This is a genomic window from Ruegeria sp. SAZA006, assembly GCF_059613465.1.
Genome location: NZ_JBXWSO010000002.1, coordinates 107,664 through 122,146, shown reverse-complemented (window position 1 = coordinate 122,146; position 14,483 = coordinate 107,664). Strand labels below are relative to the sequence as shown.

Here is a 14,483-nt window from a genome sequence, read left to right as displayed (position 1 = left end):
GCGGGATGGAGCAGCCCGGTAGCTCGTCAGGCTCATAACCTGAAGGTCGCAGGTTCAAATCCTGCTCCCGCAACCAACACAGTCGAACAAAACACCGAACGAGCCGCCCAAGGGCGGCTTTGCTCGTTTTCCACCGCTCGTTTTGCACCAACCCAACCATCGCCGACAAACAAAAGGAAAGACACGCGCAAAATGCGCAATCGAAGCTCCCAAGACGTGGGCTACGACCGACCAATCAACTGCTGACCCACGCCAGCGATCGGTCAGACTAAGTGCCCCCTTAAACGCGCGCTTTTTCAAATGCGGCCCAAGCGATTTCAAATTTCTCGAAGTTGAAGCCGGGTTCAGAAGCCGCATTCAGAATTATTCGTTCGATTTCAAATAGTTTCAGAATGGCGTGTTCGAGCTGATCAATCAGATCGGCAGGAACAACAACAGCACCATGCCGGTCCGCATGGATGAGATCCGATGGATTGACCGTCAGGCCGAAGATCGAAACAGGTGTGTCGAATTCTCGGACGTGAACGAAACCATGGCTGGGCCCGATAGAACCGGCGATGACCGGGAATCCTTGCGGCATGTCACCAAGGTCCCGCATGACCCCGTTGGTGAGTGCGCCGGCCATTCCGAACCCCTTGTGCACAGACGTATTGATTTCGCCCCAATAGGCGCCGATGCAGGAGGGGAAATCTACATCCTCAACCACTGCAACCGAGGGAGCCGGGGCCTCGGCCATGTATCTGTAGTAGTCCATTCGCCGCTGCCTGATGACTTCCGGCGCTTCGGAGGGCGGCTGCACCGCAGCGATCTTGGCTGTACGGGCAAACCCGACGATTGCGCCCTCGGATGGGGCCGAACAGAACATCGTGCCACGCGTGAATTGGTCAAACCCGCGCTTGCCTTGGGCCATTTCGATGGCATTGCAGACTGTGGGTGTGTCGACCTTGCGCAACAAGGCAAGTAGGGACGGTGTCATGGAACCTCCAACCAACGGCGCAACGCCGCTGTGGTTTCTTGGGGACGCTCGAGGGTGGGCAGGTGCCCCGCACCGATTACAACCTCCAGCGTACTGTTTCCGAGAAGCTTGTGCATCAGTTCGTGCCGCTCCAACGGACATAGTCTGTCATCCTCGCCGCATAGAACGAGGCTTGAACCTTGATAAGCGGACAAGGTGTCCGTTTGATCTGGGCGGCCCATGAGGGCGATGGACTGGCGAAGAAAGACCTCAGGGCCCAGATCGGTTGCCATGGCCATGCACAGGTCCAGAATGGCCCCCTGCCGAGGGCCATCGGCCAGATAGTTCGGCTTTAGCTCGTCACGCATGACCTGCCGCAATCCACCTTGACGCACGGCCTCCATCTGCGGACCGCGCCGGGTTTTGACCTCGTCTGCTTCGGCCAGCGGGTTCGTGTCCAGGAGTGCCAGCCGTTCAACACGTTCTGGCGCCTGGCGCAGTACTTCCATGGCAACGATCCCGCCCATGGAAAGGCCCGCAAGGGCAAATACCGGCGGCGCGTGGCTCAGTACATCCGCCGCCATTGCCTCGACGCTGTCCTGGGCGCACAACGGGTGGGTCATCAACGGCACCCGTCCGGACAGGGCTTCGATTTGCGGCCCGAATAGTCGGGCATCGCACATCATTCCGGGAAGAAGAACCAGGGGCGTCATGCCGATGCCAATCTGGCACCTTCGGCCAGGGAGGCCAGCTTGGCATAGGCGATGTCGGGGTCGACCGCACCGAAGCCGGCAAATGTACCAAACCCACAGTCACTCCCGGCGATGACCCGATCCGGCCCCACGATATTGGTGAACCGCTCGATGCGTTGCCGCACCAGCTCGGGGTGTTCGATGAAATTCGTTGTCGTGTCTACGACGCCGGGCACAAGGATCTTGTCGTCCGGAATTTCGCTCTTGCGATCCCGGAAGACGGTCCACTCATGGGCGTGGCGCGGGTTCGACGTTTCGAACAGAACATAGCGGGATTTGGTCGCCATCAGGGTCGTGAACACCTGATCCATCGCAATGTCGCAGCAATGCGGGCCTTCGTAGTTGCCCCAGCAGATATGCACTCGGACCCGATCTTGCGGAACATTCTGCAGCGCGTGGTTCAGGGCTTCAACATGCATCTCGGCGATCGCGATGAATTCGGCATCGGAAAGATCAGCGAACAGCATGTGCCGGGAAAGGGCCAGATCGGGGCAGTCCAACTGAAGATCCAGTCCCGCTGCGACGATCGTTTCATATTCCTGCTTCATCGCATCGGCGAGTGCGGCCAGATAGGCCTCGCGGCTGCGGTAGTGGGCGTTCTGCAGAAACAGAGAAATCACCCCAGGCGAGGCGGCGTTCATGAACCCACGTTCGACCCCGTGCTCAGCCATTGCCTGCTTGAGATTGCGGATATCCTTGTTCAGTTCGTCCTGGCCTTTCGAGCGAACGTCGCCCGTGCATTGCGGCCGGGCGTATTGGGGTGTGCCCCCTTCGTTGGCAAGACGTTGCAAAAAGCTGGGAAACATCTTCAGGTCCGCGGGGGCATTCCGTGGACTGTCCCCTGAGAAGCCTGTGTAGCGGTCCTTTACGTATGTCGCGTACGAGATTTTTGAGGTCTCTCCGTCGCTGACGATGTCGACACCGGCCTCGACCTGACGCCGAACCGTTTCAGACACGGCCTTGGTCATGCAACTGTCGAACGCATCGGCGTCATAGGGCTCGTGCCGCTCGCGCGCAAAGATGAAGTCGACAACTTCCTGGGATCGGGGCAGAGACCCCACATGGGTGGTAAGTATCTTTGTCATGCGGGGTCCTTTCTTGATCAGTCGCCGGTCCAGGTTGCGCCAGCAGGATCGTCGGTCGCGGCGATACGGTACAACCCGGCCGTACCGGTCATGGATGGAGTGATGGTATAGGCTTCGCCGGGCAGCACCAGCACCGTATCCCCGCCCGAAATCGTGGTTTCGACATCCTCGACAGTGACCCGCCAATGGCCGCTTGCCGGCATCAGCACGACGGGCTTGGCCGATTTGGTGGGGTCTTGAACACCAGAGCCACGGGTCAGGAAGTCGACCTCAAAGCCGGGCTTGTCCTTGATCAGACCGTTTTCACCGATCACCTTGGCGGGTTTGTCGGCCGCCAGCGCCATCAGGTCCCAGTAACGGGCCACGTATTTGCCGATCACGGCTTCGACCGGCACTTCGGGATAGGATTTCAGCTGCTCTTCGGTCAGCAAGGGCATAGGCCGGACGTTGTGCGGGAGGTCCTGGCCCTTCTTGCTGTCGTAGAGCACGCCGTTGTCACCCAGCATCAACCCGTGCGCCCGGGCGTCCTCAATGACCTGAGGTGCCCAGGTGACACCGCCGCCGGCATCGTCGCCGCCCAGAATGGACATGATCATCCCGTAGTCGTCGCCCACATTCTCGAACCCGCGGAAAATGCCGGTGGGAATGTTGAAGATGTCACCTTCCTCGGCAATGAACTCGCCCGCCGTGCCATAGCGACCCCAGAAAAACCGCCAGCGGCCCTTGGCGACAAAAAAGACCTCGGCCGTCGTATGGCTGTGCAGCGAGTTGCGGCATTTGGGCGGTTGGCCGGCGGCCCCGATATTGAAGCCGATCTTGTCGGTTATGTGAACATGTTGATCTGGCGACTCCGAAACACCGCCGCCGATGATGGTAAAGTTCTCTTTCTGATCGCTGCCCGGCGTGTGGGCATCGATGAAGGCCGTCTTGCACGGCTTGAGCTCGCCATAACGGACGATGCGTGATGCGATGGTTGATTGTGTCATGGTTCTGGTTCCGGATTTTGCGTTTGAGGGAATGGTCGGCGGATGTTCGATCACGTTCCCGGAGGCCGCAAATTCAGGCGGCGCGCTCGAAGGCTTTGCCGGAATAGGTGAAAGCGCCGGCTTGCACCGGTCTCGCGCAGGCCGCACGCCAGAACACGATATTCGACCGGAGCGTGCATTCAGACCTCTGCGCGCTGCAGAAGGATCTGCTTCCAGACCGAGGTTTCGTCAAACAGGGTGTATTCGCGGCGCAGCTTGGGTTCGCCGCTGATCAGTTCGCCGAATTCGGCATGGCTGATGCCCAGAACATAGACCTGCGCTCCGGTGGGGGCTCCGAACACCCCCCATCCGTCATGCTTGCCCCACAGGCTCCAGCGCAGTGCGGCACGGGGTGGCATGTTGGGATCGTCGCGGCCTATCTGATGTTCGATGCGGAACTCGGCATTGGGGAAGCTGGCTCGCAATCCCATCCAGAACCGGTCGACCGAGTCCCACCCGTGTCCGGTGACCCCGCCGACATATTCCGACTGAACCGCGCGGTCGTATTCAGCCCCGATCGCGCCCATGTCGGCGTTCATGATCCGGGTCAAAATATCGGCATATCGCTGGCCCCATTCATTGTCGTTGCCCCGACCCTTGTAAGGGCCGGGTTGGTCGATCTCGGGCGTCAGTGGTTTCACGCAGTTTTCCGGCCCGCCCTCGCGAGCGATCAGGTCGGCCGCGTATTCCTTGGGGTCCCAGCCCATCTGGCGCACGATGGCCCCCTGATCGCGGATCAGCCATTCATCGTTGATCTGATTGTCGATCGCATGGCAATCGGCCAGAATCCGGTACCGCAGCTTGGTTCCGGTTGGTTTGCCATAGACACCTTCGGCAAGGTGCGTGGCGGTCGAGATGATGCGGTGGGAACTCAGCATCCCCTCTTCGGGCGTGCCCGACCAGATCACGTCTTCGCCCAGAAGCTGCCGGTCGGGAAACTCGGCCAGGGTCGCCATCGTCGCGCCGATGACGTTTTGATTGCCCAGCACGACCGAACCCGGTGAACGGACAACGATGTCGTCGCTGTAATATTCATGCAGCGTGGCGATCGCGCGATCTTCCCAGATTTCCTTGGTGATGCCGATGATATAGTCGGGAAAATCCCGGAATTTGGGGTCAAATCCCTTCATGTGTTCGTCCTTTTTGGGTTCCATCCCTTGGGCAACCGGGCCGAGGTTCGTACGATCAGCGGTCCGTCAATTGCCACCTTGCGGGGTTCAGAAGTCTTGGGTTCTTCGATGTGATCCAGCAGCGCGGCAACCGTTTCCGCGACCATCAGGTTCGCCCGCTGCCGGATCGTCGTCAGATTGTATGCGGGCCATCCGGCGGGGGGCACATCGTCGTACCCCACGACCGACACGTCTTCGGGGATGCGCAGTCCCAGCTCAAAGCGCAGAACATCCATGACCGCCAAAGCCATATGATCGTTGGCGACGAAAACCGCGTCAGGTCGGCGCTCCGGTGCCACGTCGAACATGGTTCGGGCCGCCGCACGGGCATTTTCGGTGTGAAACTCGCCGATCCCATGTGCAAAAAGATCGCTCCCGGCGTCGCGCAGTGCGGCAAGGAAACCAGCCTCGCGGTCGCGCTGGGTCGAGGCACCCTGCCAGCCCGCGATATAGGCGATACGTTGGTGCCCGCCCGCCAGCAGGAACTCGGCCACCTTGCGGCCGCCGGCATAGTTGTCCGAGGTCACGGTGGTGATACCCTCGATATCCTGGCTGCGGTTGAACAGCACCACCGGAACGCCCGCCTGCTGGCAACGGGTAGCGATATCCGACGACATCGGCACCGAGGCCAGAATGACCCCGTCCACCTGATAGTCGAGGATTTCCTCCATCACGTCGTCGATATTTCCGGCCGAGCGCGAGGCCATGAAGATCAACACGTGATAGCCATGCTCCTGCAGGCGGTTGGACAGTTTCTCCAACGCCTCGGGATAGAAGTAGTTGTCCAGGTAGCCGACAACCAGGCCGATGATCCGGCTTTTGCCCGACACCATCGCCCGCGCCAGCACGTTGGGACGATAGCCCAGTTCGGCCGCCGCCTTGCGCACCTTTTCCTCGGTCTTCTTGCTGACCGAAGCGCCGGGCGTGAACACCCGGCTGACCGCTGACTGGCTGACGCCGGCCAGTTGCGCAACCTGAAGCGATGTGACCTTGTCCGCCATCAGTCCGCCGTCCATCCGCCGTCGATCAGCATCGACGTGCCGGTGACCAGACCTGAGGCGTCGGAGGCAAGATAGAGAACCGCGCCCATGATGTCCTCGACCTCGCCCACGCGGTTCAGCTTGATCTTGTCCATGATCCAGGCCGCGCGTTCAGGGTTGTCGAAGGTCGATTGCGTCAGCGGGGTTCGGATGAAGGTCGGGCAGACCGTGTTGATGCGGATGCCCTGCTTGCCCCATTCGATCGCCATCGCCTTGACCATGCCTTCCAGCCCGTGCTTGGTCGCACAGTACAGCGCCCGGTCGATGCCGCCGACATGGCCCATCTGGCTGGAAATGTGGATGATCGAACCGGGCCGCCCGGCTGCCATCAGCGCCTTGGCCGCATAGGCCGACAGGAAATAGGCCGAGCGCAGGTTGACACTCGTGACCGCGTCGAAATCCTCGGGCGTGGTTTCGACCGCCGGCCCGTGCCGCGCGGTCCCGGCCGAGTTCACCACCACGTCAAAGGCCCGCCCGTTAAACAGCGCCTGCAACGCGGTCAGGTCGCCCTGATCCAGCACCCGCCCCTCGGCCGACCAACCCTGCGCTTGCAGGGCGGAAACCGCTTCGTTCAGCCGCTCGGCCCCGCGCGCGGCGCAGACCACATGCGCCCCGGCCTCAGCCAGGGCGACAGCGCAACCCAATCCGATGCCGGAAGATGCGCCGGTGACCAATGCGGTCTTGCCGCTCAGCGAGAACGAAGGGGTGCGGGGCAGTTGGGTCATCAGCTCATTCCATCCGGGGTTTCAATGCGGCCCAGGTTCCGGGCCTTGTTGAATTCCCGCAGGCGGGCAAAGACGTCAACGCCAAGCTGCGCATAGGCGTCCAGAAGGTCGACCAAAACCCAGTTTTCGCGGATCCGTCCGTTCTCCAGCCGCCAGAAATCGAGGCTGCGCATGGTGATCCGCTTGCCCGAGGGCGCGATGCCCATCCACCCGTCATGGGTGACGGTCTGGATCATGTTGGGCCAGCCGGTCACTGCCGCGTAATCGCCATCGCCGAAGAAGTGATAGGTGATGTCATCGACATATTGCCCGCGATCCGGCATCCCGTTCAGGAACGGGATCTGGTGCCAGTTGCGGAACCCGGCATAGCCGCGCCCGGTGCCGATGCCCGAAGGCCCGTACCAGTTCATGCGCGGATGCCAGAACCGCTCCATCTCCATCACCTCAGGACCGCCCTGCGAGGGGTGCTTTTTCAGATGTTCCAGCATGTCGATGATGTGCTGGCAGGTGGCGCGGCCCTTGTCGGCGTCATAGGGCCCCGGCACCAGACCGTCCTGCGTGGCCGGGCCCGGCACGTGCCATTCGTGGCCCAGACTGGGCGCCATCGGCCAGGCACGGGCCTGCATCATCACCTCGGGGATGTCCCACAGGGCCTGCATCTCGACGATCCGGCCGTTCTCGAACCGGTAGAACTCGTGAAACCGCATGGTGACCTGATGGCCGGTGGGCGGGATGTCCAGCCACGGACCGGTGAAGGTTCCGGTATAGTAGCCGCCGCAGCCCACCCAGTCGGCGCCGACTTCGTCCGGGCCGGCCATTACGATATAGTCGCGCCGTTCTAGGTCCGGCCAGGCATCCAGCAGGCCCTTGTAGGCCAGATCGTAGAACGCCTCGCTGCCGGTGCTGTCACCGAAGGGATGGCACAGGCGGAACAGGGCGTCGGGCGCCGTCACCTGCGCCAGCGCGGCCCGCACGCCGGGTTCGTCGAAATCATACATCGCCGCCCGAAGCGGCGCGATCAGCGCCTTGTGCTGCGTATGCCTGTCACTCATTCGGCGGCATCCCGGTATGGGGCCGGTGCGCCATAGGGCACGTTGATGCCGCCATAGCGGCGCACCCGCACGTTGCATTGTTCGGCATGGCCCACGAACCCTTCCAGCAGGCACAGGCGCGAGCCGTACTCACCGATCAGCGTTGCCGCCTCGTCGGTCAGGATCTTCTGATAGCTGTGGGTCTTCAGGAATTTGCCCACCCACAAACCGCCGGTGTAACGCCCAGCCTTCTTGGTGGGCAGCGTGTGGTTGGTGCCGATCACCTTGTCGCCGTTCGATACGTTGGTGCGCGGCCCCAGGAACAGCGCGCCATAGCAGGTCATGTTGTCCAGGAACCAGTCATCGCGGTCGGTCATGACCTGAACATGCTCCGAGGCGATCTCGTCGGCGACTTGTAGCATCTCGTCATAGCTGTCGCACAGGATCACCTCGCCATAATCCTGCCAGCTGACCCGCGCGGTGTCGGCCGTCGGCAGGATGCCCAGCAGGCGGTCGATCTCGGACAGGGTCTCTTCGGCCAGCTTGCGCGAGTTGGTGACCAGAACCGCGGGCGAGTTGTAGCCGTGTTCGGCCTGCCCCAGCAGGTCGGTGGCGCAGATCTCGGCATCGACGGTTTCGTCGGCGATCACCATGGTCTCGGTCGGGCCGGCGAACAGATCGATGCCGACACGGCCGAACAACTGGCGCTTGGCCTCGGCCACGAAGGCGTTGCCGGGGCCGACCAGCATGTGCACCGGGTCGATCGTTTCGGTCCCCAGCGCCATCGCGCCGATCGCCTGAATGCCACCCATGACATAGATCTCGTGCGCGCCACCCAGATGCATGGCGGCGATCACCGCCGGATTCGGCTTGCCTTGGAACGGAGGGGTGCAGGCGATGATGCGCGGCACACCCGCAACGCTGGCCGTGGCCACGGACATGTGGGCCGAGGCCACCATCGGGAACTTGCCGCCGGGCACATAGCAGCCCACCGACTGCACGGGGATGTTCTTGTGGCCCAGGATCACGCCCGGCAGGGTCTCGACCTCGATATCGGTCATCGAGGCGCGTTGCGCGCGGGCAAAGTTCATCACCTGCTCCTGCGCGAACTTGATGTCGGCCAGCTCGCGGTCTGACAACTGAGCGATCAGATCGTCGATCTCCTGTTGCGACAGGCGGAACGAGGCGGGCGAATAGTTGTCGAACTTCTCGCTCAGTTCGCGCACCGCGACGTCGCCACGGGTTTCGATGTCCTTCAGGGTCGCCTCGACCACGGCGCGGGTCTTGGCGTCATCCTCGGCCCGGTCTGCGTCGGACTTGCCGCGTTTGAGATACTCGATTGCCATTGTCTTGATCCTCAGTTGTCGGGGCGGGGCGGAGTTTTCTCGCCCCGGTCATATGCTTCCCAGCCGTGGCTCTGGAACAGGTCGACGCCCAGCTGCGCGGCGACATGGGCGAAATCGACGTTCACCCAATTGTCGACGATCTTGCCGTCGACCACTTTCCAGAAATCCATGTAGCGGATCTCGACCCGCTTGCCGGTGGGAGGGATGCCCAGAAATTCACCCGAATGGGTCGCCTCCTGCCGGCCAAAGGCCGCGGCCCATTCACCCATGTAAAGCCGTGCCTCGTCGATGCAGACCTTGTCGGAAAACGCGGCCTGGAAGGGGCGCTGCCAGTTGTCCTGAAACTCTTGCAGACCGTTCTTCGTGCCGCAGCCCTGATTGCCCATCCAGCGGAAGCCTTCGGCGAAGAACTCGCCGATGTCGTTGATGCGGTGGTCATTCAGGCCGTCGACCATGGATTCGATGACGCGGCGCGTGTCTTCGGTCTTGGTCAGGTCGGTGTCGCGGGTCAGAACCGCTTGTTCAGGTCGGGAACCTTTCATCGTCTTGTCCTTGTCAGGTTGTCAGGGATTGGGGATCGGGGGGACATGCCCCCAAATCCGGGAAAATCCCTGGGCAACCTGTTCAGCGCCGGATGGCGCGTCAGGGCGTTATGGCGGAACCGGCAGCTCATCAGCCTTTGACCGCGCCGGCAGTCAGGCCGCTGACGATCTGGCGCTGGAAGATCATGACCAGGAAGAACAACGGCGCGGTGATCGACACGGCGGCGGCCACGGCGACGACCTGGTCGGTGGTGGTGGTTTCGCGGTTGAACATGCCGGCGATGGCCGGAACCATGGTCTGGTTCTGCGCGTCCAGCAGCAGCGAGGTCACAAGAAAGTCGTTGTAGGCCAGCAGGAAGCTGAACAGCCCGGTGGTGATGACGCCCGGCCACATCACGGGCATGATCACCCGACGGAAGGCCTGGAAATGGTTGCAGCCGTCCACGCGCGCGGCTTCGTCCAACTCGGCCGGGATGTTCTGGAAGAACGACCGCAGCATCCAGATGGTAAAGGGCTGGTTGATCGCCACCAGAACCGCGATCACGGCAAAGGGCTTGCCGTACAGCGTGGGCGCGTTTTCCCCCAGGATCGGGCGCAGCCATTCGGCCGAGTTGATGAAGACCGGCAGATAGCCCGCCACCAGAACCGAGTGCGGCAGCGCGCGAAACACCAACGCGACGATCAGAATCCAGAACGCCAGGGTCGAGCCCGACCGCGCCAGCCCATAACCCGCCAGAGTGCCCACGGTCAGCGACACGGTAACGACGCCTGCGGTTACGATCAGCGAGTTCTTGAAGTTGTTGGAAAAGCCGCGGTCGATCCAGACGGTCTTGTAGTGTTCGGTCGTCAGACCAACCACGTCCCGCCCCAGCGGGCCGAACAGCGGGTTCAGCACGTTCAGAACGGCCGGCAGGATCACGAAAAACACCAACAGAAAACCCAGCACCAAGGCCAAACCGCCGATGATCCAGCCGAACCAGGCCTGACCCGGCTTGGTGTAGGTTCTGACCATCGAGGGCAGTGTCTTGGTCGTCGCAATCACCGCGACCCAGATGGTGACAATGCCGAGGAGGATGTCGAGGATGGAAAGGCCTTCTCCGGTCGCAAGGGTCGCTGGACCGAAGATCACGTTCAGCGCGTTGCTGTCGAATGCGTCCACGGGTGATTTGAAGCTCATCACCGCGATCCAGAAGATCGGGAAGGCCGCCACGAGGCACCAGAACGCAAGAAACAGGTTCGACGACAGGCGCAGGCCGAGCGGTTGGCGAAGGGCGCGCGAGGACATATCAGTGACCTCCTTTGTGGTCGCGCCATGTCCGGCGCAGCGGTGCGATGAGAAGGATGACGATTCCGACCATGGTCAGCATGGCGCTGGCCGAGGCCCGGCTGATCGAACGGTTGCCCGCCTGATCCGGTACAAGGAAGTCATAGGTCAGCCATTGCAGCGAGATCACGTAGCCCTGGCTCGAGAAGCCGACGATTTCTTCGAACACCCGGTAGGAGTCCATCAGATGGATCATCGACACGAAGATGATCAGCGGCATCAGGTGCGGGATGACGATGTATTTCAGGCGCTGCCAGCGGCTTGCGCCGTCGATCACTGCGCTTTCAAGGCTGTCCTGATTTACGGTCTGAAGACCGGCGTAGAACACGATCGCGGCAAAGGGTGCGACGTGCCAGACGCGGTACAGCATCATCAGCAACTCGATCGTCCAGGCCTGCGCGAACAGCGCGATGTCGCGGTTCAGCCACCATTCCAGCAGGGCCGTAAGGATACCGTCACCGCGAAACAGCCAGTTGATCGAAAGGGCCCCGATGACCGGAGTGATGATGAAGGGCAGGAGCGACACAAAGATCACCGGACCACGTATTGCCGATGCAGCATTGTTGATCACGATGGCGATCAGCAGCCCGGTACCGATCACCAAGGGCAGAGTGATCAAGGTGAAGGTCAACGTAAAGCGCAGCGCCTTCCAGAAATTGATCGTGGACAGCACGCTCCAGCTGCCTTCGCTGATCGCGCGCCAGGCGCGTTCAGGCTCCAGCACGTTGCGATAGCTTTCCAGCCCGACAAACTGGGTCTGCGTGATGATCTCGCCCTCTTCGTCCAGCCTCGGAATGGACTTTTCCTCGGTCACGCAGGTCTGGGTCAGGAAGCCCGGCGTGCAGGTCTCGACCTCGACCGTCTCATAGATGGGCTGGGTGACGTAGAAACTCTGCTTGAACACGCTAACCAGCGGGAAAGCGATAAAGAGAAGCATCATAAAGACAGAGGGGCCGACAAAGGCGGCAAATGTCCGGAAATTCATGGCTCTGCCTTTCTCATGGTTCTCGTTGGATTGGGTGCGGGAGGGTCGAGGCCCTCCCGCGGCAGGATCAGTTGTTGACCAGTCCGGCCTCTTTCGCGGCGGTCAGATAGTCCGCCTCGATGTCTGCCAGCGTGGTCTGTGCGTCTTTGGCGCCGGTCAGGTAATCGGCCAGGCCATTGCCAAGCGCAGTGTGCATGATCCCCATCGGGCCAGATGCGGGATAGGCTTTGGCGCCGGCTTCTGCCGAAGCGGCTGCACCTGCGGCCAGATCACCGGGCTTGTAGGCCGGGTTCAGCCAGACAGCGGCGTTGTTGTTGGCCTCGACCATTTCTGCATCCATGCCTTCCAGCGCCACGCGGAACGCGGCATCGGCCTCTTCGTCACTCATGTTCGAGGCAAGAACGATGCCGTCCCACCAGATCGTGGTTGCCGGAGCGGCCGAGCCCATTGGAGCGGCGGCCATGACGACCTTGCCGACGACCTGGCTTTCGGCCTCATCGTTCATTGCGGCAGCGCGGCTGGCCCACAGGTTGGCCATGGCGATTTTGCCCTGTTGGAACTGCTGCTGAACGTATGTGGAATCAGACACCAGATACTCGGGGTCCATGTATTCGGTCATGGCCTTGAGCGTCTCCAGAGCCTTCACGCCCTGATCGTTGTTGATTGCAGGCATGTTGCCGTCAGCAAAGAACTCTCCGCCTTCGCCCAGGTACATGTTCACGAACTCCTGACCCAGGTTCCAGCCGGTTTTGAAGGTGCCGCCAACGGGGTAATCCATGACGCCGGCCTCTTTGATCTTGGCTGCAGCGGCCAGAACATCGTCATAGGTCTTGGGCTCTTCGATCCCCAGATCGGCCAGAACGTCGCTGCGGTACATCAGGTGCTGGGCGTTCACCATCATGGCGATCGCCATGGTTTGCCCGTCTACCTTGATCAGTTGGTTCGGCAGCAGATCCTGACCGTATTTTGCGACCAGATCATCCAGCGGACGAATGGTGCCCGCGTTCAGCAACGGCACCAGCGTTGCGTTCGACACGCCGCCGATCTGGTACAGAGCCGGATCGGCCGCAAAGGCTTCGGGCTGCTTCTCGCGGAACTCCTGATCCAGCGATGCGCTGAAATTGCCGCACTCGGCCATCGCGTCGGTGACGGCCTTCCAGGCCTCGAACCCGGCGGACAGTGATTTGAGCGGAACGGTGTTCTCGAACGAACACGCCGCCCATGCAGTGCTGGTCACCATGGTCATGGCGCCTGCCATCAGAATTGTCTTGAGTTTCATGCGTTTCTCCCTGTCAGGATCGGTCCGTCGTCGACGTCCGGACCGTTGGTTGGCCCTTTCGGGCTTTGGTTGGGGTCAGCCCCCGATCCGCGCACCGCTCTCTGCTTCGAACAGGTGACAGATTTCTTTCGGCACCGAGAACGAGACCATCTCGCCTATTTCGGCACGGAATGCTTTGTCGGCTTTGACCGAGACCAATGCGCCGCCGACCCGGACCGAAATCATGGTGGCGTCACCCAGCAGCTCGAGCGTGTAGATCGGTGCCGTGATCTGGCCCTGACCTTCGGCCAGTGTCGCATCCTCGGCACGGAACCCCAAGGTCAGCGGGCCGTCAGCAATGTCCAGCCCCGGGATTTCGACACCCGTGGTCCGGAACACGCCGCCCTCGACCTGACCATCCATCAGGTTCATGGCGGGCGAGCCGATGAAACTGGCGACGAAAGTGTTGGCCGGGCGGTCGTAAATCTCGGTCGGGCTACCAACCTGTTGCACAATGCCCTTTTTCATCACCACCACGCGGTCGGCCAGCGTCATGGCCTCGATCTGGTCATGGGTGACATAGATCGTGGTGACGGCCAGTTCGTGGCTGAGATTCTTGATCTGCGCGCGGGTGGATACACGCAGCTTGGCGTCCAGGTTGGACAGGGGCTCGTCCATCAGGAACACGTTCGGTTCGCGCACGATCGCGCGGGCCAGAGCAACACGTTGGCGTTGACCGCCCGACAGTTCCGCCGGTTTGCGATGCAGAAATTCGTCCAGCTCGACCATGGCGCTGGCGCGGCGCACCTTCTCGTCATGGGTTGCGGGGTCGATCCCGCGGACCTTCAGCGGGAAGCGGATGTTTTCATAGACGTTCATGTTGGGGTAGAGGGCATAGCTCTGGAACACCATCGCCACGTCGCGGTCCTTTGGCTCGAGATCGTTGACCACCTTGCCGTCAATCAGGATGTCGCCCTCGGTCACGTCCTCAAGCCCAGCGATCATGCGCATTGTCGTGGTCTTGCCGCAGCCGGACGGGCCAAGCAGAACCAGAAACTCGCGATCGGCAATCGTCAGATCGAAGTTGTGAACCCCAACAAACGATCCCCATCGCTTGCCGACATTGCGCAGTTGAATTTCCGCCATGAAGCCCCCCGGGAAGGAATCGTTTTGCATACGTTTGCAAAAGGGTATTCTTGGTTTACCAATTCTGGCAAGACATTTTTGCATACGTATGCAAATATGC

General features: G+C 61.4%; 14 protein-coding genes. All 14 read right to left on the bottom strand.

The window, feature by feature from the left end:
- Positions 1-280 precede the first annotated feature (280 nt).
- Entirely contained in the window at positions 281-976 is a 696-nt protein-coding gene (locus tag AC2FNZ_RS00860) for an RraA family protein (RefSeq protein ID WP_496839221.1), read from the bottom strand.
- Complete coding sequence (locus AC2FNZ_RS00855) at positions 973-1,668, bottom strand: alpha/beta fold hydrolase (RefSeq protein ID WP_496839220.1); 696 nt, start codon at positions 1,666-1,668, stop codon at positions 973-975. Before AC2FNZ_RS00855 ends, AC2FNZ_RS00860 begins: the two co-directional genes overlap by 4 nt.
- A complete protein-coding gene (locus AC2FNZ_RS00850) occupies positions 1,665-2,792 on the bottom strand; it encodes a cobalamin-independent methionine synthase II family protein (RefSeq protein WP_496839219.1) in 1,128 nt (375 codons plus the stop codon). Before AC2FNZ_RS00850 ends, AC2FNZ_RS00855 begins: the two co-directional genes overlap by 4 nt.
- 17 nt (positions 2,793-2,809) lie before the next feature.
- Complete coding sequence (locus AC2FNZ_RS00845) at positions 2,810-3,778, bottom strand: cupin domain-containing protein (protein ID WP_496839218.1); 969 nt, start codon at positions 3,776-3,778, stop codon at positions 2,810-2,812.
- A gap of 179 nt (positions 3,779-3,957) precedes the next feature.
- Positions 3,958-4,947 carry a nuclear transport factor 2 family protein gene (locus AC2FNZ_RS00840; RefSeq protein ID WP_496839217.1) on the bottom strand — a complete coding sequence of 330 codons (990 nt, stop codon included), beginning with the start codon at positions 4,945-4,947 and terminating at the stop codon, positions 3,958-3,960.
- A complete protein-coding gene (locus AC2FNZ_RS00835) occupies positions 4,944-5,987 on the bottom strand; it encodes a LacI family DNA-binding transcriptional regulator (protein WP_170436820.1) in 1,044 nt (347 codons plus the stop codon). Before AC2FNZ_RS00835 ends, AC2FNZ_RS00840 begins: the two co-directional genes overlap by 4 nt.
- Entirely contained in the window at positions 5,987-6,751 is a 765-nt protein-coding gene (locus AC2FNZ_RS00830; RefSeq protein WP_093965113.1) for an SDR family NAD(P)-dependent oxidoreductase, read from the bottom strand. Before AC2FNZ_RS00830 ends, AC2FNZ_RS00835 begins: the two co-directional genes overlap by 1 nt.
- Positions 6,751-7,803: an ester cyclase gene (locus tag AC2FNZ_RS00825; protein WP_496839216.1), complete on the bottom strand. Its 1,053-nt coding sequence runs from the start codon at positions 7,801-7,803 to the stop codon at positions 6,751-6,753. The genes AC2FNZ_RS00830 and AC2FNZ_RS00825 overlap by 1 nt, the downstream gene beginning before the upstream one ends.
- Positions 7,800-9,128 carry a histidinol dehydrogenase gene (gene hisD, locus AC2FNZ_RS00820; RefSeq protein ID WP_496839215.1) on the bottom strand — a complete coding sequence of 443 codons (1,329 nt, stop codon included), beginning with the start codon at positions 9,126-9,128 and terminating at the stop codon, positions 7,800-7,802. The genes AC2FNZ_RS00825 and hisD overlap by 4 nt, the downstream gene beginning before the upstream one ends.
- Positions 9,129-9,139: 11 nt before the next feature.
- Positions 9,140-9,670, bottom strand: coding sequence for an ester cyclase (locus AC2FNZ_RS00815; protein ID WP_496839214.1), 531 nt, complete (start codon positions 9,668-9,670; stop codon positions 9,140-9,142).
- A 130-nt stretch (positions 9,671-9,800) separates the two neighbouring features.
- The gene (locus AC2FNZ_RS00810) at positions 9,801-10,955 is read right to left on the bottom strand and encodes a carbohydrate ABC transporter permease (RefSeq protein ID WP_496839213.1); all 1,155 of its coding nucleotides are present in this window, start codon (positions 10,953-10,955) and stop codon (positions 9,801-9,803) included.
- Between the two features lies 1 nt (position 10,956).
- Positions 10,957-11,979, bottom strand: a complete 1,023-nt coding sequence (locus AC2FNZ_RS00805; RefSeq protein WP_170366152.1) for a carbohydrate ABC transporter permease — start codon at positions 11,977-11,979, stop codon at positions 10,957-10,959.
- A gap of 67 nt (positions 11,980-12,046) precedes the next feature.
- The gene (locus tag AC2FNZ_RS00800) at positions 12,047-13,258 is read right to left on the bottom strand and encodes an ABC transporter substrate-binding protein (RefSeq protein ID WP_170370120.1); all 1,212 of its coding nucleotides are present in this window, start codon (positions 13,256-13,258) and stop codon (positions 12,047-12,049) included.
- Positions 13,259-13,333: 75 nt separating this feature from the next.
- Positions 13,334-14,383, bottom strand: a complete 1,050-nt coding sequence (locus AC2FNZ_RS00795) for an ABC transporter ATP-binding protein (protein ID WP_170370118.1) — start codon at positions 14,381-14,383, stop codon at positions 13,334-13,336.
- Positions 14,384-14,483: the final 100 nt, after the last annotated feature.